Origin of the sequence: Streptomyces sp. NPDC001270 (assembly GCF_042896695.1) — a bacterium.
In the GTDB taxonomy this organism is placed as follows: domain Bacteria; phylum Actinomycetota; class Actinomycetes; order Streptomycetales; family Streptomycetaceae; genus Streptomyces.
The window spans coordinates 79643-101501 of record NZ_JBIAXM010000027.1 but is presented as its reverse complement, the minus strand read 5'-3'; the positions used below and the strand labels follow the sequence as shown (position 1 = coordinate 101501).

14 protein-coding genes and 2 tRNA genes are annotated in these 21859 nt (G+C 70.9%); 8 read left to right on the top strand and 8 right to left on the bottom strand.

From position 1 onward, the window contains the following. Positions 1-860: 860 nt before the first annotated feature. The 3 genes from ACFY2B_RS34220 to ACFY2B_RS34210 all read right to left on the bottom strand — a co-directional run bounded on the left by ACFY2B_RS34220 (position 861) and on the right by ACFY2B_RS34210 (position 7953). On the bottom strand, positions 861-2294 hold the full coding sequence (locus tag ACFY2B_RS34220) for a recombinase family protein (protein ID WP_390766954.1): 1434 nt from the start codon (positions 2292-2294) through the stop codon (positions 861-863). 376 nt (positions 2295-2670) lie between these two features. Beyond that, on the bottom strand, positions 2671-7113 hold the full coding sequence (locus tag ACFY2B_RS34215; RefSeq protein WP_390766953.1) for a PAS domain-containing protein: 4443 nt from the start codon (positions 7111-7113) through the stop codon (positions 2671-2673). Between the two features lie 261 nt (positions 7114-7374). Beyond that, entirely contained in the window at positions 7375-7953 is a 579-nt protein-coding gene (locus ACFY2B_RS34210) for an SSI family serine proteinase inhibitor (protein WP_390766952.1), read from the bottom strand. A 170-nt stretch (positions 7954-8123) separates the two neighbouring features. Here ACFY2B_RS34210 and ACFY2B_RS34205 point away from each other — a divergent pair. Further along, positions 8124-8214 (top strand) — tRNA-Ser (locus ACFY2B_RS34205). Between the two features lie 572 nt (positions 8215-8786). After that, positions 8787-8859: transfer RNA gene (locus ACFY2B_RS34200), tRNA-Arg, on the top strand. 1008 nt (positions 8860-9867) lie between these two features. Here ACFY2B_RS34200 and ACFY2B_RS34195 read toward each other — a convergent pair. Both ACFY2B_RS34195 and fxsT read right to left on the bottom strand, forming a co-directional pair. Next, positions 9868-10218 (bottom strand): hypothetical protein, encoded by a 351-nt coding sequence (locus ACFY2B_RS34195; protein ID WP_390766951.1) that lies wholly within the window; start codon positions 10216-10218, stop codon positions 9868-9870. 366 nt (positions 10219-10584) lie between these two features. Continuing rightward, positions 10585-14631, bottom strand: a complete 4047-nt coding sequence (gene fxsT / locus ACFY2B_RS34190) for an FxSxx-COOH system tetratricopeptide repeat protein (protein ID WP_390766950.1) — start codon at positions 14629-14631, stop codon at positions 10585-10587. Between the two features lie 256 nt (positions 14632-14887). Between fxsT and ACFY2B_RS34185 the strand changes: the two genes are divergently transcribed. After that, a complete protein-coding gene (locus tag ACFY2B_RS34185) occupies positions 14888-15307 on the top strand; it encodes a hypothetical protein (protein WP_390766949.1) in 420 nt (139 codons plus the stop codon). 17 nt (positions 15308-15324) lie between these two features. Here the strand turns inward: ACFY2B_RS34185 and ACFY2B_RS34180 are convergent, their stop codons facing one another. From ACFY2B_RS34180 to ACFY2B_RS34170, 3 genes are read right to left on the bottom strand one after another with little or no spacing between them, the layout of a single operon-like run. Continuing rightward, positions 15325-15837 carry a hypothetical protein gene (locus tag ACFY2B_RS34180; RefSeq protein WP_390766948.1) on the bottom strand — a complete coding sequence of 171 codons (513 nt, stop codon included), beginning with the start codon at positions 15835-15837 and terminating at the stop codon, positions 15325-15327. Positions 15838-15847: 10 nt separating this feature from the next. Beyond that, on the bottom strand, positions 15848-16015 hold the full coding sequence (locus ACFY2B_RS34175; RefSeq protein ID WP_390766974.1) for a pentapeptide repeat-containing protein: 168 nt from the start codon (positions 16013-16015) through the stop codon (positions 15848-15850). Further along, positions 15975-16487 carry a MarR family winged helix-turn-helix transcriptional regulator gene (locus tag ACFY2B_RS34170; RefSeq protein ID WP_390766947.1) on the bottom strand — a complete coding sequence of 171 codons (513 nt, stop codon included), beginning with the start codon at positions 16485-16487 and terminating at the stop codon, positions 15975-15977. Before ACFY2B_RS34170 ends, ACFY2B_RS34175 begins: the two co-directional genes overlap by 41 nt. 118 nt (positions 16488-16605) lie before the next feature. Here ACFY2B_RS34170 and ACFY2B_RS34165 point away from each other — a divergent pair, with 118 nt between their 5' ends. From ACFY2B_RS34165 to ACFY2B_RS34145, 5 genes are all read left to right on the top strand, one after another. Next, on the top strand, positions 16606-16974 hold the full coding sequence (locus tag ACFY2B_RS34165; protein WP_390766946.1) for an HGxxPAAW family protein: 369 nt from the start codon (positions 16606-16608) through the stop codon (positions 16972-16974). A gap of 121 nt (positions 16975-17095) precedes the next feature. Next, positions 17096-17986: a DUF2797 domain-containing protein gene (locus ACFY2B_RS34160; protein ID WP_390766945.1), complete on the top strand. Its 891-nt coding sequence runs from the start codon at positions 17096-17098 to the stop codon at positions 17984-17986. Between the two features lie 351 nt (positions 17987-18337). Next, on the top strand, positions 18338-19204 hold the full coding sequence (locus tag ACFY2B_RS34155; protein ID WP_390766944.1) for an amidohydrolase family protein: 867 nt from the start codon (positions 18338-18340) through the stop codon (positions 19202-19204). 286 nt (positions 19205-19490) lie between these two features. Further along, positions 19491-20231, top strand: a complete 741-nt coding sequence (locus ACFY2B_RS34150; protein WP_390766943.1) for a response regulator transcription factor — start codon at positions 19491-19493, stop codon at positions 20229-20231. After that, positions 20228-21850 carry an ATP-binding protein gene (locus ACFY2B_RS34145; protein ID WP_390766942.1) on the top strand — a complete coding sequence of 541 codons (1623 nt, stop codon included), beginning with the start codon at positions 20228-20230 and terminating at the stop codon, positions 21848-21850. Before ACFY2B_RS34150 ends, ACFY2B_RS34145 begins: the two co-directional genes overlap by 4 nt. The last annotated feature ends 9 nt before the right edge of the window (positions 21851-21859 follow it).

The window sequence follows — 21859 nt, the reverse complement described above, 5'->3', positions numbered from 1 at the left end:
GAAATCGGGAATCACCCTCACAGTGCCGTAGGGCAGGGGCGCAGTCTTCCCATGGTGTCGGTATGGGGTGTGGCCGTATGACCACGCCTCATCAGTACCCCGGTGCGGCGGTCGAGTTGCCGCTAGACGATTGGCTGACGGAGGCATTGTTGGCCGGCAGTAGACGACGGTATCGGCGCCCGAGCGGGCTCCGGTGTCCATGAGATAGCCGTACTCGACCAACTTCCGGCGATGCGGGTGAACCTTCGTCGCGTTGGATAGACCGACCATTTCAGCAATGGTCGCCATGGACGGAAACACATCCGTCCCGTTCGAGTAGTCGCCGAACATCGAGAAGGCCATTCCCACGGCGAAGGTGTTCTGCTTGATACGCGGGTCTTGGGCTATGCATCGGCGCCAAAGGCCCTGGTGTACGCGGGAGTTTATCTATGCAAGTGCTCCAAGTCATGAGGGTACGTGGCGACTCTTGCCGTCCCGTCGCCCTATTGAGGCCGAAGCGGACGCGTGGGCCAGGTCTACCGGCGCCACCCTGGCGGTTTCAAACAAGGGCGTTTAAACACTCCCTGGATAGAGCGTTTAAACGCTGTTTTTGACTTCGCCATGGAGTGTTAGTGCAAAGTGTCTCCGTAATAGCAACGTAACGGGCGGAGATAGTCAGAATTGGGCCTCTACATACCAGCCAGCGAACGCACCACCGAAATGAAAGGATGGATAGAGTGCCAGCTAGCCGCAGCCCCTTCGAGGGATGAGAAGTGGACGCAGGAGCTGTACCAGATCTATGGACACAGGTTGGATCTTAAAGTCGTAGAGAACGACAAAGGCCCCTGCGGGCAAGGCAGGGGCCTGGTGTGGTGATCGGGCTACTTAGCGGTCCAAACGACGTCGAGTAGATCCGGGTTGAACTTACGGGCTCCACGACCCGCAGGCTGCACCATGACCGCCTTTATGTGCTTCATGACCACAGCGCGCTGCCGCTCGATAGGAAGACGCTCGAACTCTTCCGGTAGGGCGAGTGCCGCCGCCGTGGCCTTCATCTGGTCAACGCTGTGGCGGTTCCGTTCGTATCCCAACTTGTCGCGTTCCTGCTCAAGCGGCTCCAGCATTGCGATAGCCGTTGCGGCGGAAATTTTCTTCCCGTTCATGGCGGAGATAAGTTCGCTGATGTCCTGCTCTACCTCGGACAAGCGGGCGGCTCCGGCCCATTCGACAGGTTTGACCGCCGGGGCTTTCAGCCGCGCTTCAGCATCGTGAATCAGGTTGATGATGTGCTGATCTAGTGGTTCTCCAGCCCGGGAAACCTTGCCGCAACCACCGTCTTTGGTTGCCGGGCAGCGGTACATGAAGCGGCTTCCTTTGCTGCCTTCTTTCCACGATGAACGCATGTTGGCAATCATGCGCGTTCCGCACTCGGCGCAACGGAGAATGCCGCTCAGGAGATATTTGTGATTGTTGCTCAGGTTGTTCGCCTGGTACTGCGACTTGACGCCTTCGAGGATGGCCACAACGGCGTCTAGTCTTTCCGGGGTACAGATTGGCGTCCAAACCCCCATTACCGGCTTACCGTCCGGGCCGACATGCTTTTTCCCCTTCACCGCACGAAAGCCAGCCAAGCGAGGGTTGGTGAGAATTCCCTTCAGGGCGACACGCGTGATCGGCTTTCCAGTGTTCCGAGAGGTGCGAACGCCCTTCTCCTGCCACTCGGCAGTGATCGTGGAAAGTCGGGTTCCCGTCAACAGGGCTTCATGCGCTTTTGTGATTAGCTCGGCCTGTACGGGATCAATGGTGATGCGATCGGTCTTCCAGCCAAAGGGCGGGAAACCGCCGCCGTTCTTCCCGGAATCGGCAAGCTCGCGGTGTTTGCGGGCTACCCGCCTGCCGGTGTCTGCACTGGCCTTGTTGGCGAAAGCCACCATGACTCGCGCCATCGTCCGGCCGTCTGAAGTCGACAGGTCAATGTCATTCGTGATCGTGCAGAAGACGAGTTCCGGCCGCTCTTCGAAGACGTCGATGAGCCGTTCAAGGTCGCGCGGCTGTCGGGCCAACCGGTCAAGGTCGTAGGCGATCACACCGCCAATAATGCCTGACTGGAGGTCCACTAGAAGCTGCTCGAATTCGGGGCGAACTACGTTGCGCTTGAAGGCGCTTACGTCGTTGTCGATGTAGTCGCGAGTCACCTCCCAACCGGGACGCACCCCTGCCACCTGGCGGTAGTCGTGTCGCTGGCGCTCGACGCCCAGTTCTTCGCCGTCCTTGTCGAGACTGATTCGGGCGTACCCCCCGAGCCGTACGACCACAGTGATCCCCTCCCCACACCCTGCCGGGTGCTCCGTCGCAGGCTCCCCAGCCTGACCTGCGTTGATCGCAGAGCAGGAGGCTACCGCGGAACTGTGGTGGTCCGTGTAGGTTCTTGAAGAAGGTGCTGCGCAGGCGGTACGCGGACGGTCAAATGGAAGTCACCCGCCTCTGACCGCGGTCCTCACCCGTCTCCGATCGGTCCTCATACATCTCCAACCGGTTTGGCAGCGCCCCGAAGGAGCGCGAGGAACGGTGCGACCGGCCACGCCGCTGCCGACGTCGATGCGGCGGCAGCGGACGGCGAACGCAAGAACCGGCCAACCGCCCCACCACTGAGGCCATCCACCGCTGCCGCCGCCGCCCCCCGCGGAGCGGCTAGTTGGTGCCGATGCGGGCCAGCAGGTCGACGATGCGGGCCTGCACCTCGGCGCTGGTGGAGCGTTCCGCGAGGAACAGCACCGTCTCGCCGGAGGCCAGCCGCGGCAGGTCGGCCTGGTCGACGGCGGCGGTGTAGACGACGAGCGGGGTGCGGTTGAGCCGGCCGTTCGCGCGCAGCCAGTCGATGATCCCGGCCTGGCGGCGGTGCACCTGGAGGAGATCCATCACGACCAGGTTCGGCCGCAGTTGCCCGGCCAGGGCCACCGCGTCGGCGTCGCTCGCGGCCCGCGCCACCTGCATCCCGCGCCGCTCCAGCGTCGCGGTCAGCGCCAGCGCGATCTCCGCGTGCTCCTCGATGAGCAACACCCGCGGCGGATGCTGCTCGCTGTCCCGGGGGGCGAGGGCCTTCAGCAGGACGGCGGGGTCGGCGCCGTACGCGGCCTCCCGGGTCGCCTGCCCGAGCCCGGCCGTGACCAGGACCGGTACCTCCGCCGCCACCGCGGCCTGGCGCAGCGACTGGAGCGCGGTCCGGGTGATCGGCCCGGTCAGCGGGTCCACGAACAGCGCGGCCGGGAAGGCGGCGATCTGCGCGTCGACCTCCTCACGGGAGTGCACGATCACCGGTCGGTAGCCGCGGTCGCTCAGTGCCTGCTGGGTCGTGACGTCCGGCGCGGGCCACACCAGCAGCCGGCGCGGATTGTCCAGCGGTTCGGGCGGCAGTTCGTCGTCCATCGGCTGCGGGCGCGGCGGGTCAGCGACCTCGATCGCACCGCCGGGGCCGTCGAGTGGTTCGGGACCCTCGGCGGCGTTCTCGTCCGGGGCGCCGATGGCGTACGAGCGTCCGGCGCCCTCGGTGCCCGGGGCGAGCCGGGACTGCCCGGCGGGCGACGGCTGTGCGGACGGCTGCTCGGCCGGCGGGTGCGTACGGCTCCCCTGTTCAGTGCGCTGCTCGGTGCGCTGCTCGGCGTCGGCGGCCGGATCCGGCCGGGTGCCCAGTTTGCGGCGACGGCCGGCGGCGTTCGGGCCGTGCGGGGGAGGCGTGGCCGTCGGCTGCTGCACCTGGGCGGCCTGGCTGCTGAACGGCACGCCCTGCCCCAGCGTGCGCACACTGATCGCCCGGCCCTGTGTCGAGTTCGGGTCCACCGGGGCGCCGGTCGCCTCGGCGGGCAGCGGCTGGGCCGCGCGCGGCTGGGCACCGGCGTGCTCCGGAGGCAACGGTGTGCCGGACGCCGGGGTGACGGACGACGGCGTGGCGGATGACAGTGCGCCGGCCGCTGGGGTGCCGGTCGTGGGGGTGCCGGACGGTGGCGTGTCCGTCGCCGGGGTGCCGGCGGCGGGTGGGGCCCCGGCCGGGAGCGCGGCGGGGGCCGACTCCGCGGGCAGCGGCTGGGCGGCTGGGAGCAGGCCGGGCTGGTCCTGCGGGCCTGGCAGGGCCGCAGCGGGCGGCGGAACCGCGGCACCCGGCGGCACAGGGGCGAACGGCTGTGCCGCCTGCGCTGCTTGTGCCGTCCCGGCCGGCTGGACCGGCACGCCCTGCGCGGGCGTGCCCGGCGCCGCCGGAGCCTCTCCCGGCTGGGCCATGGCCCGCCGCCGACGGCCGGTCGGCGCGGTGGTGGGGTGCGGCTGGGGCGGGGTGTGGTCCTCGGCCTGGTCGTGCGGTACGGCGTCGTGCCGGCCGTGGTCGCCGGGTACGCCCGCACCCGGCACCGGCGCCGGACCGACGGCCGGCACCTGCCCCTGACCGGGCACCTGCCCCTGACCGGGCACCTGCCCCTGACCGGGCACCTGCCCCTGAGCGGGCACCCGCCCCTGAGCGGGCACCTGCCCCTGAGCGGGCGTCGGCACCGCGGGAACCGGCAGCGGCCCCTGCGCGGGCACCGGCGGCTGCCCGGGTACGGGACCGGCGCCGGGCACCTGGCCCGCTGCCGACCCCCGACCCGTGACCGACCCGCGACCCGCGGACGCCCCCTGCCCGGTCCCGTCCCCGGCCCCTTCCACATCCCCTTGGCCCGGCCCGTTCCGGTGGCCGTGTCCGTGGCCGTTCTCATGACCATTCCCGTGGCCGTTCCCGGCGCCGGGAACGGGTGAGCGGTCCGCATCGGCGGGCGGCAGCGCGAACACCGGACGCGCGCCCGCCTCCTGCGCCGCGGCGCGCTCCGCCGCCGCGGCCAGCGCGCGGCGCCGCCGCCCGGTCGGCTGCTCGTCCTCGGCCGGCGCGGAACCCGCGGCCGGCAGTGCGGCAGGCCCGGCCCCGGCCTCCGGCGCCTGCTGGGTGCCCGCGGCAGGCAGCGCGGGCGGCAGCGCGGCCTGCGGTTCGCCGCTCTCGTGCCGGGCGCGCCGTCCGGGGGGCGCGGGCACGCCCTGCGGCGGCACGGTCCCACCGAGGCCACTGCCCACCGCGGCGGTTCCCGCCGCATGCTCGGCCGCCGTCATGACGGCACCCTCGGAGACCCCGTCGTCCCCGTTGCCGTGCCCGTCCTCGTCGCCGGTGTCATCGGCGGGGCGTCCGCGCCGCCGACCCGTGCCGGAGGAAGAGACCTCCGCGCCCTCCGCCGGGCCCGCGGGACCCGACGCGGTCTCCTCGGCCGCCCGCCGCCTGCGCCGCCCGGTCGGGGCGGGCGCCTCCGTCTCGTCACCGGACTCGCCGGGGACCTCGCTGTCCAGGAAGGCGTCCACGGAGGACCGCCGGGCCCGCCGCCGTCCGCCGCCCGAGGTCTGCTCGGCCGGTGCCGGCCCGCCGGCGGCGACCGCGGGCAGGGGCGGCGCCTGGACGGCGCCCGCTCCGCCGCCGAGCGGCACTTCGAGCACGTACGCGTTGCCGCTCATGCCCGGCACCTCGTGGGTCTGCAGCACGCCGCCGTGGGCTCTGACGATTCCGCGCACGATCGGCTCGTGCACCGGATCTCCTCCGGAGTACGGGCCGCGCACCTCGATCCGTACCACCTCGCCGCGCTGCGCGGCGGCCACCACCACGGTGTTGTCCAGGTAACCCCCGGTCGACACGGGCGCGTTGCCCGTCGCGTCGACCCCGGCGACGTCCGCGATGAGGTGGGCGAGCGCGGTCGCGAGCCGCTGCGGGTCGACCTCGGCCTCGATGGGCGGCGCGTGCACGGCGAACTGCACCCGGCCGGGCCCGATCAGTTCGCCGGCACCGTCGACGCCGGCGGCGACGACCGAGTCGAGCATCACCTTCGTACGGGCGACGTTCTCCGTGCCCGCGTCGAGCCGCTGGTAGCCGAGGACGTTGTCGATCAGCTGGGTGATGCGCGAGTAGCCCGCGGACAGGTGGTGGAGCACCTGGTTGGCCTCCGGCCACAGCTGGCCGGCGTCGTCGGCGGCGAGGGCCGCCAGGTCGCGGCGCAACTCGTCGAGGGGGCCGCGCAGGGAGCCGGCGAGCAGCGTGAGCAGCTGTTCGTGCCGGCCGGACAGGGCCTCGTAGCGGTCCTTCTCCCGTTCGCCGAGTGCGGCGTACCGCTCCTCGCCGGAGGCCAACTCCTCCGCGTGCCGCTCGCGCAACTCCTCCAGTTCGGCCACGTGCTGCTGGCGCAGGGCGGTGAGATCGGAGGCGTGGTCCTCGGAGAGCCGTTCCAGCTGCTGCGCGTGCTGCTGGTCCGAGGCGGCCTTCTCGTCGGCCAGGGCGTCGTAGGGCCGCCGGTCGGTGAAGGTCATCACGGCGCCGACGAGCTGGTCGCCGTCGCGCACGGGCGCGGTCGTCAGGTCGACCGGCACCTTTTTGTCGCCCTTGGACCACAGCACCTGCCCGCGCACCCGGTGCTTGCGCCCGGACCGCAGGGTGTCGGCGAGCGGCGACTCCTCGTACGGGAACGGGGAGCCGTCGGGGCGCGAGTGCAGTACGAGGGTGTGCAGCTCCTTGCCGCCGAGTTCACCGGCGCGGTAACCGAGGATCTGGGCGGCGGCCGGGTTGACGAGGACGATCCGCCCGTCGGTGTCGGTGCCCACCACGCCTTCCGCGGCGGCCCGCAGGATCATCTCGGTCTGCCGCTGCGAGCGCGCCAGCTCGGCCTCGGTGTCCACGGTCCCGGACAGGTCGCGCACGACGAGCATCAGCAGTTCGTCGCCGGTGTAGCCGTAACCGTCGTACGCCTGCTGACCGTTCTCCAGGTTGGCGCTGGTGACCTCGACGGGGAACTCGCCGCCGTCGGTGCGCCGGGCGATCATCCGCGTGGGCTTGGTGCGCCCGCGGGTGTCGACGTGGCCGGGGCGTCGCATGGAGCCCGGGATCAGCCGGGAGTCGAACTGGGGCAGCAGATCGAGCAGCCCGCGCCCCACCAGGGCGGTGCCCGGGGCCTCGAACGCCTCCAGGGCGATGGAGTTGGCGTTGACGACGGTCCCATTGGCGTTGACCAGCACCAACGCGTCGGGCAGCGCGTCGAGTATGGCTGCGAGGCGAGCAGCGCCTCGGGATGGCCTGCTGCTCACGAGACGCTTCCTCCCTGTTACCGCACCTTGCCGACCGCTCGTGCCATCTTGCCAACCGGCCCGCAGCGTGTCACGCGAGGGAGTCTAAAGGCAGCGATTGCGCTCGCGATGCCGGATGAGAGGGAGGTCGCACGACGAAGTGACGGGGAACGTGTGACCGCATGCCTCCGCTTCGCGAGACCTTTGCTGGACGTTTACGGGACCGGGGGATTCCGCCACGAATCGCCGGTGCGCCCCCGGTCACCCGATCGGTGCGGACGCTCAGGAGCCCAGGTCCGGCAGGAACGGCACCATCCGGTTCCACCGCGCGGTCTGGCAGCCGTCGCTGCGGTTGTACGTGGCGTCCACCGGGCGTCCGGCCCAGGTGCCGGTGACACGGGCGGTCGCCGGCCCGCCGTACAGCATGGTGCAGACGCTGCCCTCCGGCACGGGCGCGAACGGCTCGCTGCCCCAACGGGTGTTCTTGTCGACGGCGGCGCAGGCGCCCCGCAGGTCCGGGTGGCTGCCGGCGGCGGGGTGGCAGGACAGTTCGTACGTCCCGTCGTGCCCCCGGCCCGCGTGCTCGACGGTGATGGTCAACCGGTCGCCGGACCCGGACCCGGGTCGGGATCGGGACTCGGATCCGCCGGCCCGGTCCTCGTCCCGGACGGGCGGCGGCGCTGCGGCGGAGGCGGGCGGGGCGGCCGGCGCGGGGACGGCGGCGACGGCGGGCGCGGTGGTGCGGGGCGCGGCGGCGACGGCGGGCGCCGCGGACAGCGCGGTGAGCGTGGCGAGCGCCGTGACGGCGGCGGCGGCGAGGGCGGCGGCGGAGCCGACGGTGCGCGAGATGACCAGCAACATGACCTGATCAACGCGGCAGACCGCCGGACGTTGCGGGGCCGGGCGCGGTGGGCGAGGGCTTTGCTCTGCGGCCCGACTGCCTAGTACCGTGGGAGCCGATTGGTGACAGCACGCTCGACTGTGTCATCATCTGCACGCACCACTCGCGCGCTCGCGTGGGAGGTAGTGCTGGAGGCGTCGCCTAGTCCGGTCTATGGCGCCGCACTGCTAATGCGGTTTGGGCCTTAAAGCCCATCGAGGGTTCAAATCCCTCCGCCTCCGCTCTCTGACTCAGGGAGTTCAGCCGATGTCGGTTGGACTCCCTGAGTCATGCCCAGGGCATTTCCCAAGCCGCTTCCCCAACCCTTTCTCCGCTCCCCTTCTCCTTCCTTCTCTTTCGTTTCTCTTCCTTCTTTACTCGGTGGCAGTCGGCCGTCCTCGGCGTCGTCCGGCCGGGCTTTCCACCGGCACCCCCGTGAACCGGGACGCCCCTGCGGCACGCGCCCGCCGCCAGTCGTGCACCGCACCGCCCACCGCACCGGTCGACCACGCGGTCGACCGGTGCCCAGGTCGACAGCTCCGCGTTCACATCCATCCGGCAGGGGAACGCGGCGGCCCGTACGGGCCGGTACCACCACCGGCCCCTCGCCCCGCCGCCCCGCTGGGGCGTCGGACCGATCCGGCCGTCCGACCCGTCCTTACGTCCGCCCGAGCCCACCATCTGGCTGTTTTCCCAGGTCACAAGGGGTGAGCGGAACGGATTTCACATGGCAGCGGCAGTCATGTAATGTTCTTCCTGTCGCCAGGAGCGGCCCAGAGGGTCGGGAAGCGGCAGGGAAAGCAGAACAAAACAAGCACTCGTAGCTTAACGGATAGAGCATCTGACTACGGATCAGAAGGTTGCAGGTTCGAATCCTGCCGAGTGCACACAGGTGAGAGGCCCCGGAGAGATCCGGGGCCTCTTGCATTTCCAGGGCGTGCAGCAGCGAAGTACGGCAACGGGTCCGGTCGGGTGGTGCTGGTGCTGCCCGCTGCCGATCGCTCGTCCCATGGCGGCTCCAGCCCAAGGCCGCGGAGCCGACCTTTCACCGTTGCCGGCTTTCCGCTGACGGGAGCGGGGGGAGAGGGACTGGTGGAGATCGACTGAACCAAGCGCTCGTCACAAGCGTTGTAGAACGCGAACAGTGGGCTTAGCTCACTCAACACTCGCGAAAGGGATGAAATGCCGGAACCGGGCCAGGCGGCCAACCAAAAGAAACTCGCCTATCAGATTGCTTCGGGTGTAGCAACGGTAGGCTTTGCAGCAACTGCCGTTGCTGCCACGGTTTCGCGGGACAAAGTCGCGAGCGGTCTATTCGGCGGGGCGGCAGGCGCCTCAATGATTACTGCTGTTGGTACTGCTGTCCTGGCAGCCCAGCAGGGGATGCATCGGCGGCCTGGGACCGATGTTGAGCTCGGGTCCCCTTCGTCCGACGCTGGCGGGCCGCAGCGGCCGGCTTCCGTGTACTTCCCTCCCTCTGCTCGCCCGTCCTCACGGGCGCGGTAGTTCCGCGTCTTCGTTCGGGCGTCTTTCGCCGGAATTTCGCACTTTTCGCGGCTCGTCGGGCGGAGCATCGGTGGGGTGATATCCACCTACGGATCAGAAGGTTGCAGGTTCGAATCCTGCCGAGTGCACATAGGCGAGAGGTCCTGGAGAGATCCGGGGCCTCTCGCATTTCGGGGGCGTACAGCAGCGAATTACATGCGTTGAAGTCCTGGTTCGGTACAGCGGCGAAGTACAGCAACGGCCGCGACCGCAGTCGCCCGCTACCACCCCCCGACGGCCGGTTGACCGGTGCGGCGGACCTCGGCGGTCACCCGGGGGTGCCCGTAGGGCGGAGGGCCCCGGTGATTGCCGGGGCCTTTCGGTTGCAGGGCGTCATCGGCTGGGTTCGGTCAGCGTCCGTGGCCTCCGTGGCCGCCGTAGCCGCCGTGACCGCCGTAGCCACCGTGGCCATAACCGCCGCCGTAGCCGCCGTGGCCATAACCGCCGTGGCCATAACCGCCGTGGCCGTATCCGCCTCCGTAGCCTCCGTAGCCTCCGTAGCCGCCGCCGTAGCAGACGTAGCCGTAGTAGGCGTTGAAGTAGCAGTTGCCGTAATACTCGTTGTAGTTGTGTGAATACGAAGAGTTCGTGTGGGTCGGGGTCGCCGAAGCGGTGCCCGCTGTGCCGATCGCGGTGCCACCGGCGATCAGAATCCCGGCAGCGGATATCGCGAGGAGATGCCTCGTGCGTTGCGCTCGCATGGGAACGCCCGCCTTTCCTTCCATCGTCTCGCGCGCCGGAGGGCGCGCCAGTGGCCGCCGCCGCAGAGAGGAGCACGCGCGGGACGGTCGGTATCACCGCTCGGATCTGAAAAGCAACGTCACGGCACCGGTGCCGCCAGGCCGTGCCACGCGGTGCGCGTGGGCGACATCAACGGCCGGAGTTCCTCGACTCGGGGAACTTCAACGGCCCGGACGTCCCAATTCATGATTTTGGGGTTAGTTTAGTCCGGTTTCATGTATTTGGCACCTTGTGTCCGGCCGGGGATTCGGCCAGGGGATTCGGCCGGAGGGGGGCGAATCAGAGGGGTCGGTGAGGGGTTCGGGCCTTCGGCCGGCGGGCGGTGATCAGCCTACGTACGCCTCGTAGTCCCAGTAGGGACGGGTCCGTCGGCGGGCTGTGAGGGTGTGGGGGTGTTGGGTGCCCAGGGTGCGTATCAGCGTTGTCAGGGCTGCCTCCTCCAGCTTTTCCGCGTGCTTTCGTTCGTCCGTGGCGCGCAGGTCGGCGGCGAGGGCGACCTGGCACAACAGGGTGAGCGGGTGCTCGACGCCCAGGACGGACCGCGCCCGGTCGCAGGTGTCCGCGCTCAACCGGTGGGCCTCGGCCACACGGTCGTTGGCGTTGCGTGCGTTCGCCGTGTTCAGGGCGCAGCCCAGGGTGGTGGGGTGGTCGGCGCCGAGGGTGGCGGTGAGACCGGCCAGCGCGGCCTCGAACAGCGCCAGCGCCTCGGTGCGTTCGCCCATGGCCAGCATGACCACTCCGGTGTTGGAGAGCATGCCGGTGGTGACGGGATGGGCGGGGCCGAGCAGGGAGCGGTAGCCGGACTCCGCCTCCACGATCAGGTCGCGTGCCCGGCCCGGATCGCCGGACTCCCGCAGGCAGTTGCCGTAGGCCGTGCGGCAGGACAGCGTCCGGTGGTGCTCCCGGCCGTACGCCTGCTCCAGTTGTGTCAGGAGTTCGGCCAGTGAGGCCGCGACGTCCGGGCCGCGGGCGTCGGAGTGGCGGAGGCACAGGGCCAGCTGGAACCTTGCCTCAAGCGTCTGCGGATGCTGCTCGCCGAGCACTTGCGTGTGGAGCCGGACGAAGTACTCCTGGCGGGTGAGCGCGGCCTGGTGGCGGCCGAGGAGCCGCAGACCGTGGGTGACGGCGTTGCCCGAGTCCAGCGTGCTGATGTGGCGTCCGCCGAAGGCGTGTTCCCGCCGCGCCAGGGTCTGCGTGTCCAGCTCGTACGCCTCCTCGTACCGGCCGAGAAGCCGCAGGCCGACACCGAGGTCGTGCTGGGCGGCCAGGGTGGCGGACTCCGCGGGGCCGAGCCGGTCGAGGGTGTCCTGGAAGACTTCGTGCTGCGCCTCGAACGCCTCCTGGTACCGCCCGAAGTGACGCAGGCCGCCGGCCACGGCGCGCTTGGCGGTCAGCTCGCCGAGCGGGTTGCGCCGCGGAGCGGCCTCCAGCCGTTCGAGGACGCCCCGGGCCAGTTCGTACGCCTCACGGAACCTGCCGCCTGCCTGCAGCAGGGCGCTCTCCTGGTCGGCGAGGTCGAGCATGGGCTCGGTCAGCGGGTCCATGGTCGTGGACCAGCGGGTGCGGACCTGTCGGGCCAGGGCCAGTCCGGCTCGGTGGTCCCCGCCGAGGAGGGAGTAGCGCAGGCAGTTCAGGACCGTCCGCTGGACCGGGTTCCGGTCGCTGCCCAGCGCTCCGGAGGGCTCCAGGTGCGGCAGCAGATCGGCGTACCTGGGCCAGTTCCTGCTGTCCTCCGGGTTGCCGGGGTCGGCCGCCGCGAGCAGGGTGCGGACGGCCCTGCGGTAATCGGCGCGGCCGTCGCCGTGGCTGTGGCCGTTGCCGTTGCCGTTGCCGTCGATCAGCTTGGAGACGATGTCGTGGACGAGGCGGTGCATGTGCACGGTCTCCCCGGACGGGTCCGCCTCGGCGCCGGCCGGATCGCCGGGGTGGCCGCGGGTGAGCACCGAGTAGGTGACCAGGGTGTCCAGGGCGTGGGTCCAGGCGGGCAGGTCGTCGGTCATCCAGCGCAGTTCCTCGGGCAGGTCGGTCCCCGGGTAGGCGTGGACGAGGCCGAGCGGAATGGGGCCGGGTGCGAACGCCGTGCACAGGCCGAGGACGTCCAGGGCCCGGGGTTCGGTGCGGCGGAGCCGGTTGAGCAGGATCGACCAGGAGGTCATGGAGGACTGCGGGAAGCCGTCGCCGGTGCCGGGTTCGTCCACGGTGGAGAGCCTGCGTTCGCGGACCATCCGCAGGTATTCGGACGCATCCATGCCGGATTCACCGAGCCAGGCGGCGGCCTGCACCAGGGGCAGCGGTACGTCGCCGAACTCGGCGGCGACCTCGTCCGCCTCGGCGGAGGTGAGCTGCGGGGCGCGCCGCATCAGGTAGGCCGTGGACTCCGCGCGCAGGAACGCGGGGATCTCCACGACGTCCATGTGGTCGCCCCACGTCCGGTTCCGTGAGGTGACGAGGATGTGCCCGGATCCCTCGGGGAGCAGCGCGCCCACGCCCTCGGTGTCGTCCCAGCCGTCGAAGACCACCAGCCAGTTGGCGTACGGGTGGCCGCGGCGCAGGGCGTCCCGGACGGCGCGGATGCGTTCCTCGGGTTCACCGCCGACGGGCAGACCGAGCTTGACGGCGAGTTCGCCGAGACGGTCGCGCTGGCCGGCGCGATCGTCGGAGTTCACCCACCACACCAGGTCGTAGGCGGTGTTGAAGCGGTGCGCGTACTCGGCGGCGAGCTGGGTCTTGCCGACGCCGGACATGCCGAGCAGGGTGCAGGCGGCGGCGCCGCGCTCAGCGTCGGCCAGCCGCTGGTGGATGTCGGTCAGCAGGTGGTCGCGGCCGGTGAAGCGCGGGTTGCGGCGCGGGACCTCGCCCCAGACCTCGCAGTTCGTCTCCGGGTAGCGGGTCAGGGCCCGCTGGGTGCGGGCGCGTTCCAGGCCGAGCCTGCTCAGCAGGCGGTCCTCGGCCTCCTCCTCGCTCAGCCCCCACAGGCCGGCCGGTTCCAGCACCGCGGTCGCCGGGGGCAGCGCCCGGTTGGTCAGGCTGACGGCCGCGAAGCGGTCGGAGTGGGCCGCGACGAAACCGCGCAGTACCGCGTCCCACTCGCCCGCGGGCCGCGGGCCGATCTCGAAGAACCCGTCGTTGAGGACGAGCAGCACGCGCACGCTGGACCGGAGCAGGTCGCCCAGCGAATCCTCCAGGGGGACCTGGTGCGGCGGGTCCCAGTGCTGGAGCGTGATCCGGTGACCGTGGCGCTCCAGGCACTGCGCGATCCACGCCGCCCAGGGCCGGTTGGCGCCGGAGAAGACGATCGTGACGCTCGACGGAGCGGCCGTGAAGTCCCGGCGGACCGCGGTGGGGGAACCGGCCGCGCCGGTCGCCACGAGATCCCCGCGGGGAGTCGGCGCGCGGTGGGCCCCCGTTTCCGTTTCCGTCTCTGTCGTCGTATCCGTCGCCGCCGTCGGATCCGACCCCGTCGTCGCCGCTGCCGTCGTTGTCGTTCCGTCCCGTCCCGTGGTTCCTTCCGGTGTCCTGGTCCCCGGCGTGGCTGCCCGCAGTCGCGCCACTTCTTCGCGCAGAGCGTCGAGTTCCGCCTGCTCCCGCTCCCTGTTCTCCTCGGCCTGCCGCCTGTCCCGGTGTTCCTCATCGGCCGCCGTGGCATCGGCGGCGAGCAACTGGTGTTCCAGATCGACGCAGCGTTGCTCGGCCCGCGCAACACGTCGTTCGGCCGCTTCGAGTGCCTTTTCCAGGTCTGCCACCCGCTGGTGCAGCGCGTCCCGCTCGGTGCGTTCCCGGTGTTGCTCCGCGCGCAACAGGTCCAGCTCGACGCCGATGAGCTGGTGGTCCGACGCCGTCCGGGTGAGTTCCGCCCGTTCCGCCTCCAGCCTCGCCACGTGCTCCTGCGACTGCTGAAGGGCCGTGGCCACCGCGTCGGCCTGGGTCCTGGCCAGGTCCTTCTCGTGGAGAGCGGTGACCAGTTGGTCCTCCAGGTACTGGACCTTCCAGGCCCGGCTGCTGGTCGCCTTCAGGGCCGCGCGTTGCAGCCCCGTCACGCGAAGCCGCGCTTCCTGGGCCATCGGGCGACCGAGTTTCCTGCCGACGTCGTCCATCAGCGTGGCGATGAAGTTGTCCGGCGCGACCGTGTCCCCGCTGAGATACCGGCTGACGCTGCTCGCGTGGTAGCGGCGCGTGACGGCGTACCTGCGTACGGAGATGTCGAGCACCTCGAAGCATCTGCGGAGCGCCAGGGCCAGGTCACGGCGCTCTCCCAGCACGTCGTCCGCGATGGGCCGCAGGCCGATGCTCACGGACACGGCGCCCACCGTGTCGTCCGGGGGCAGCAGGTCCCCGGACAGCGCGTGGTCGTCGCCGGGAGGTCGCTCGTCCACTGTGCTTCTCCTCCGGGTGCGCTCCGGCCGTGTTCCACAGCATCCGCAACGCGTAGAGCTTGGCGCAACACCGCCGACGATGCGGAGAGTTGCGGCAGCTGCCCTGGACTCGACGCGAAAGGCGTGATCATGAAAAGGAGTGATCATGAAATGGGTGGACGCGCAGGGGTGGACGCACAGGGGTAAGGGATGAGGGGCCAGAGTTGAGGGCCGGAGTTGAGGGCCGGAGTTGAAGGCCGGAGTTGAGGGGCAGAGCGTGAGTGCGGAGATTGTTCAGTTTCTGGGGCAGGCCGGGCCGTATCTGACGGCGGCTCTGGGTGCCTATGGCGCAGGGGTGTTGACCCGGGCCGAGAACTCGGCGGTGGACGCGACGGCGAATGCCGGTCGTCGCCTGTTGCAGGCCGTATGGCGGCGCCGGGACGCGCAGGGGCGTGCCGAGCTGGAGGCCGCGGTCGGCGACGCGGTCGCGGAACCGGACGACGCGGACGCGGCGGCGGCCCTGCGCCAGCAGATCAAGCGGGTCCTGCGGGACGACGCGGAGCTGCTGCGCGAACTGACCGCCCTGCTGCCCGCCGGCGGCGGGGTGTCGGTCACGGCATCCGGGGAGCGGTCGGTGGCGGCGGGCGGCGACATCGGTGTCGCGATCACCGGTGACATCCGTACGGAACGGCCCTGACCTGCGATGATTCCTTGTCAGTCCGGCAGGCCCAGATCCTCGCGCATGACGCGGCGCATGGTGGTGAGCCTGGGCTCCGCGGTCTTCAGGGTCAGCAGGGCCTGTTCCGCGCTCTCCCCTTCTCCCGCCCGGCCCCGGTCGATGCGTTTGGCGGTGGCGTCGACCGCGGCCAGGACGGCGTTCACCTCGCGGGACGACCTGAGCACCGCCTCGGGGACGATCATCTGTGCCTCGGCGTAGCGGTCGCGGTAGTCCCGCCGGGCCTCCTCGACCTGGACGCGGTCGTCGTCGCTGTAGACCCCGTCCCGCAGGCGGTGCAGGGCGTCCTTCAGCATGGTGTGGAAGTGGCGGGAGGCCCGGTTCATCGCCGTGTAGGCGGCCCGCCGCTCCTCGAAGCGCCGTCTCGCCTCCTCGGCGCGGCTGTCCTCCGCCCGGCGGCGCTTGGCCGTCCAACTGGTGATCAGCGGCGCGAACAGGGTGCCGAGGACCCCGACGACGGCAGTGACCATGGCGGCTGTGGCGGCACCCATGGGAGTGACCCTAGCCGTATCGCGGGGGCGGCCCCAGCCGTTCCGCGGCGCCCCTGCCGAGGTCAGCGCTGTCGAGGTCAGCGCTGTCGAGGTCAGCACTGCTGAGGTCAGCACTGCTGAGGTCAGCACTGCCGAGGTCAGCACTGCTGAGGTCGCCACTCTCCCGTCCCGCCCGGATCGTTCCGGTTGAGCTTCTCCAGGTACGCGTGGGCCAGCGCCGTCGCGCGGGTGAACCAGTCGGTGATGACGGTGAGTTCACCGGGGGAGCAGTCGGTGAACAGGGCGGTGAGGCGCTGGTAGTGGCCCGCGTAGACGGTTTCGACGCGGGCGACGGCATCCGGTACGGCGGCCACGCGGACCCGTCGGCGGTCGGCCGGGTCGGGACGGCGGCTGACGTAACCGGCGCGTTCCAGGCGGTTGAGGATTCCGGTCACGGCACCCGTGGTGACATGGGCGCGGGTCGCGAGGTCGCCGGCGGTGAGCAGGTCGTCGCCGGCCTCCAGGACGAAGCCGAAACAGGTGAGGTCCGTGACGTTCAGGCCGAGGCGGCGGGCGATCTCCTGCTGTGCGATGAGATGGGCCGCGATCAGGTGGTCCATCGCCGACAGCGCCTGTGCCGGGGTGGCGGCGGTGTCCGGCTTGGCGTCCATGTTTCTCAATTACCTTAGCTGGTGAGGGATGTGGGAGTAAATTCCTTACGTGGTGAGGGAGTTTAGGCCCTCACGCCGAGCGGGCGGACTCGCCCTGCCGACGAACGGAGGCGGGAACGTGAGCGGACAGCACGACGAGGGACACACGGTCGCCGGTTGGACCGGTGCCCTCATCGCGACCGTCGGGTCCACGGTGGCGGGCCTGGGCGTGGTCATGGCCTCCGCCGCGGTGGTGGGCGGCGGGACCGGGATCGTCGCCGTGGCCGTCCTGGTCACCTGGGTGCTGCACCTCGTGGGCTGGGGCAAGCCGCCCGGGCCGCGGCCCCGGGAGACCTGGGGCATGCGGGTCCGGGACGCCGGCGCGCGGGACGGGCACGTGGGATGCGTGGCATGCCGGCTGGCGGGGCGCGAGCGGCGTACGGCAGTGGTGGCGGCCGGGGCGGGCAGTGGGGAGCCGGAGTCCGCGGTTGCGGAGGCCGGTCACTGAGGTCGGTGCCCGACCCGGCCCGACTCCGCCCGCGGAGGGACCGCGTGTCCCCGGACGGTCGGCCCTCTCCCGATCCGAAGCACGTGGGCGTTGTCAGTGGGGGCGCCTACTCTCGGGGGTGATGGCACAGGCATGGACATGCGCGGGGCTGCGGTGGGCCGGGGACGGTCCCGTGCTGATGTGGGACGGGGGGCGCAGGAGTGCGCTGCCCCGGGGTAAACGGGTGGCCTTCGGGGTCCTGGACGGGGGTGTGCGGAGATGTGTGGGGGCGCGTGGGCATCCCTGCCCGGTGCGGGCGGTGGTGTCGGGGCGGAGCACCGGCGCGCGGTGCGAGGAGTGCGCGCGGCTGGACCGGGCGCACTCCGTGGCTGCGGACACCGTCGCGGACGACCCGCGGCCGTACCACGTGTATCTGGCGTGGTTCGGGCCCGGCCTGGTCAAGGTCGGGATCACCGCCGAAGAACGGGGGTCCGCGAGGCTGCTCGAACAGGGCGCTGTCTGCTTCAGCTGGCTCGCCGTCGGTCCGCTGATGGCCGCGCGGCGCGCCGAGGAGCTGCTGCGGGCCGCGCTGCGGGTGCCCGACCGGATTCCGTACGGCGTGAAGCGGGCGGTGCGCGCGGCGCTGCCCGGGTCGTCGGCCGACCGCGCCGCGGAGATCGAGGCGCTGCACGCGCGCGCCGTCGCGCTCGACAACTGGCCGGAGGCGCTCGCCCGTGAGCCGTTCCTGGCGGTCGACCACGCGGAGGTGTTCGGGCTGACGGCGGGCCCGGCGGCCGCGTTCGGCGAGGTGACCGAGCTGGTCGCGGGCGGGGGTGTGAGCGGTGAGCTGGTCGCTGTCGCGGGGCCCGATCTGCACCTCGCCGCCGAGCGCGGGACGGTCGTCCTGGACACCCGGCTGATGACCGGATGGGAACTGGTCCCGGCCCTGCCCGGGGCCGACGGACGCGGTGGGATCGCCGTACCCGTAAGGAAGTTCAAGGAGGAGACGGGAATCCAGGACGAGCTGTTCTGAGCCGGTGCGACGGCCGGACATGGACAGTACGCGGCCCGTGGGCGATCGTGGAGGAATGAGCGATCATCCCGGTGGAGCGGGCGCGTGACCGGCACGGAGAGGACATCGGCCGCCCCGGCGGACGGCTCCGCCGACGTGGACGGGGCCTCCGAAGCGGGCAGAACTGCTGAGCCCACCGGGGGGCCTGGAGCTGGCGGGTCCCTTGAAGCCCACGGGGCCGGTGAGGCCGGCGGGGCCGACGAGACCGATGGGGCCCGTGAAGCCAGCGGGGCCCATGAGGCCGATGGGGCCCATGGTGCCCTCGTAGCCCCCGTAGCCCCCGTAGCCCCCGTAGCCCCCGTAGCCCCCGAAGTGTCTGATGTCCGGCGGTTCTGGACTCGGCTCGGGGTGCCGGGGCTCGTGGACGTGCATACGCACTTCATGCCCGAGCGCGTGCTGCACAAGGTGTGGGCCTACTTCGACGGGCTCGGGCCGCTCACCGGTGGCCTGGAGTGGCCGATCGCCTATCGGACCGGTGAGGGCGAACGGGCCGCGCTGCTGCGCGAGTTCGGCGTACGGGCCTTCACGGCGATGCTGTATCCGCACAAGCCCGGCATGGCCCGCTGGCTCAACGGCTGGGCCGCCGACTTCGCCGGCCGCACACCGGACTGCCTGCACACCGCGACCCTCTTCCCGGAGGAAAACGCCACCGGCTACGTCCGGCAGGCGCTCGACGACGGGGCCCGGGTGTTCAAGGCGCATGTGCAGGTGGGGGCCTACGATCCGGCGGACGACCTGCTCGACCCGGTCTGGGGGCTGCTCGCCGAGGCCGGGGCACCGGTGGTGATCCACTGCGGTTCCGGGCCCGCACCCGGCAAGCACACCGGACCGGGGCCGATCGGACGGGTCCTGGCCCGGCATCCGCGGCTGCGCCTGGTCGTCGCGCACCTGGGGATGCCCGAGTACGAGGACTTCCTCGCGCTGGCCGAGCGGTTCACCGAGGTGCGGCTCGACACCACGATGGCGTTCACGGACTTCATCGAGGACCATGCGCCCTTCCCCCGGCGCGCCCTGCCCCGCCTCGCCGACCTCGGCGACCGCGTCCTGCTCGGCTCCGACTTCCCCAACATCCCCTATCCGTACGTGCACCAGTTGCACGCCCTGGAACGGCTCGGCCTCGGCGACGCCTGGCTACGGGCGGTGTGCCACGACAACGGGGCCCGGTTGTTCGGTTTGTGAGCCGTCGCCCAGCCTCGCGACGGCGACGACGACGGTGACGTCCAGCCCGGTCGTCCTGACGTCCGGCCCGGTCGTCCTGACGTCCGGCCCGGTCGTCCTGCTGCCCGATCCGGTGGTCCTGAGGCTCCCTCTGGGGGCATCAGTGCAGGCCAGAGGGTACCTGGAAGGCACCTGGGAGATGCCCAGCAGGTGCCCATGGGCTGGCTGAGGGCCCGCTGTGGGTTTCTCAGAGAAATCACAGACAAGTGAAAGTGTGCTCTCAGAGGCCGCCGCAAAGGTGTCCACCATGACCACGACCTCGCCCCAGGGGCGCACCGAACTGCTGAGGCCGGACGGGAGCCCCGTCCGAGTGCTTGTGGTGGACGACGAGCTGTCGATCACCGAACTGCTGAGCATGGCTCTCCGCTACGAGGGCTGGCAGATCCGCAGCGCAGGCGACGGCCAGGGTGCCGTCCAGACCGCCCGGGAATTCCGGCCCGATGCCGTCGTCCTGGACATGATGCTGCCCGACATGGACGGGCTGACCGTGCTGGGCCGGCTGCGCCGCGACCTGCCGGACGTACCGGTCCTCTTCCTCACCGCGAAGGACGCGGTGGAGGACCGGATCGCCGGTCTCACCGCGGGCGGCGACGACTACGTCACCAAGCCGTTCAGCCTGGAGGAGGTCGTCGCCCGGCTGCGCGGCCTGATCCGGCGCTCCGGCGCCGCGGACCGGCGCTCCGACTCCGTGCTGGTCGTCGGCGACCTGACCCTCGACGAGGACAGCCACGAGGTGTCGCGGGCCGGGGAGAACATCCACCTCACCGCCACCGAGTTCGAGCTGCTGCGCTTCCTGATGCGCAATCCGCGCCGGGTGCTGAGCAAGGCGCAGATCCTCGACCGCGTCTGGTCCTACGACTTCGGCGGTCAGGCCAACGTCGTCGAGCTGTACATCTCCTATCTGCGCCGGAAGATCGACGCCGGGCGGGAACCGATGATCCACACCCGGCGCGGCGCCGGTTACCTGATCAAGCCCGCCGCGTCATGAGCGGACGCCGACGGCCGCGTACGCAGCAGCGACGAGCGCGACAGCAGCGCACCCTGCGGAGCCGGCTGGTCGTCGCGACCGTCATGCTCGTCGCCGTCGTCTGTGCGGTGATCGGCACCGTGACCACGCTTGCGCTGCGGTCACATCTGTACCAGCAGCTCGACGGCCAGCTCAGCGAGGTCGGGGCGCGCGCGGCCGGCATGTTCGCCCCGCCCGGCCAGGGCGCGGGCGGGCCCGCCGCCCAGCAGGGTGTCCTGCGCGCCAAGTCCAAGACGGTCGACCTGACCGATTTCGTCTCCCGGGGCCCGCAGCCGCAGTTCACGATCGCCGCGGTGGTCGACAACGGCACCGTCACCGAAGGCAAGGTCGGCCACAAGTCGCACGACACCCTCGACATGAGCGCCCAGGTGCTCGGCGAGGACCAGCTCTCGGCGCTCGGCTCCGTCCCCAAGGACAAGGCCAAACACACCGTCGACATCCCCGGTCTCGGCAGCTACCGCGCGCAGTACGTCACCGGCCCCAACGGCAGCTATTACGTGGCCATACCGACCAAGGACACCGACGACAACATCAACACCCTGATCCTCGTCGAGATCAGCGTGACCGCCGCCGGTCTGGTCGCTGCGGGAATCGCCGGGTACGTCCTGGTCGGCGTCGCCACCCGCCCCCTGCGGAGGGTCGCCGCGACCGCGACCCGGGTCTCCGAACTGCCCCTGCACACCGGCGAGGTGCAGCTGAGCGAGCGGGTGCCGGAGTCCGAGTGCGACCCGCACACCGAGGTCGGACAGGTCGGCGCCGCACTGAACCGGATGCTCGACCACGTGCACGGCGCCCTGCACGCCCGCCAGCAGAGCGAGATGCGGGTACGGCAGTTCGTCGCGGACGCCAGCCACGAACTGCGCACCCCGCTGGCCTCCATCCGCGGCTACGCCGAACTGACCCGGCGCGGCCGGGAGCAGGTCGGCCCCGACACCCGGCACTCCCTCGGCCGTATCGAGTCCGAGGCGGGCCGGATGACGCTGCTCGTCGAGGACCTGCTGCTGCTCGCGCGGCTCGACGCGGGCCGGCCCCTCCAGTTCGAGCAGACCGACCTCATCCCGCTCGTCGTGGACACCATCAGCGACGCCCGCGCCGCCGGCATGGACCACACCTGGCGGCTGGACCTGCCCGACGAGCCGGCCCTCGTCTCCGCGGACGCGGCACGGCTGCAACAGGTCCTGGTCAACCTGCTGGGCAACGCCCGCAACCACACCCCGACCGGCACCACGGTCACGGCCCGGGTGCAGCGGCGCGGGGAGTGGATGTGCATCGACGTCGAGGACAACGGCCAGGGCATTCCGGCCGATTTGCTGCCGCACGTGTTCGAACGGTTTGCGCGGGGCGACTCCGCCCGGTCCAGATCCACCGGCTCGACCGGTCTGGGCCTGGCCATCGTGCAGGCCGTGGCGACCGCGCACGGCGGGTCCGTCACCGTGGACAGCGTCCCCGGGCGCACGGTGTTCACCGTGCACCTGCCCGTGCTTCACCCGGCGCTTTTCCGGCAGGCCCGCGAAACACCTGGGCCATCGCACTCACAGGCGCAGCACAGTGCCACCACATGGGCAGAACAGGGCGCCTGACGACAGTCG

What these genes read in the sequence shown, in the direction of transcription:
- ACFY2B_RS34210 (WP_390766952.1), bottom strand. Translation starts at nt 7,953, where the DNA reads ATGTTGCTGGTCATCTCGCGCACCGTCGGCTCCGCCGCCGCCCTCGCC.
- ACFY2B_RS34195 (WP_390766951.1), bottom strand. Translation starts at nt 10,218, where the DNA reads ATGCGAGCGCAACGCACGAGGCATCTCCTCGCGATATCCGCTGCCGGG.
- ACFY2B_RS34180 (WP_390766948.1), bottom strand. Translation starts at nt 15,837, where the DNA reads ATGGGTGCCGCCACAGCCGCCATGGTCACTGCCGTCGTCGGGGTCCTC.
- ACFY2B_RS34170 (WP_390766947.1), bottom strand. Translation starts at nt 16,487, where the DNA reads ATGGACGCCAAGCCGGACACCGCCGCCACCCCGGCACAGGCGCTGTCG.
- ACFY2B_RS34160 (WP_390766945.1), top strand. Translation starts at nt 17,096, where the DNA reads ATGGCACAGGCATGGACATGCGCGGGGCTGCGGTGGGCCGGGGACGGT.
- ACFY2B_RS34150 (WP_390766943.1), top strand. Translation starts at nt 19,491, where the DNA reads ATGACCACGACCTCGCCCCAGGGGCGCACCGAACTGCTGAGGCCGGAC.
- ACFY2B_RS34145 (WP_390766942.1), top strand. Translation starts at nt 20,228, where the DNA reads ATGAGCGGACGCCGACGGCCGCGTACGCAGCAGCGACGAGCGCGACAG.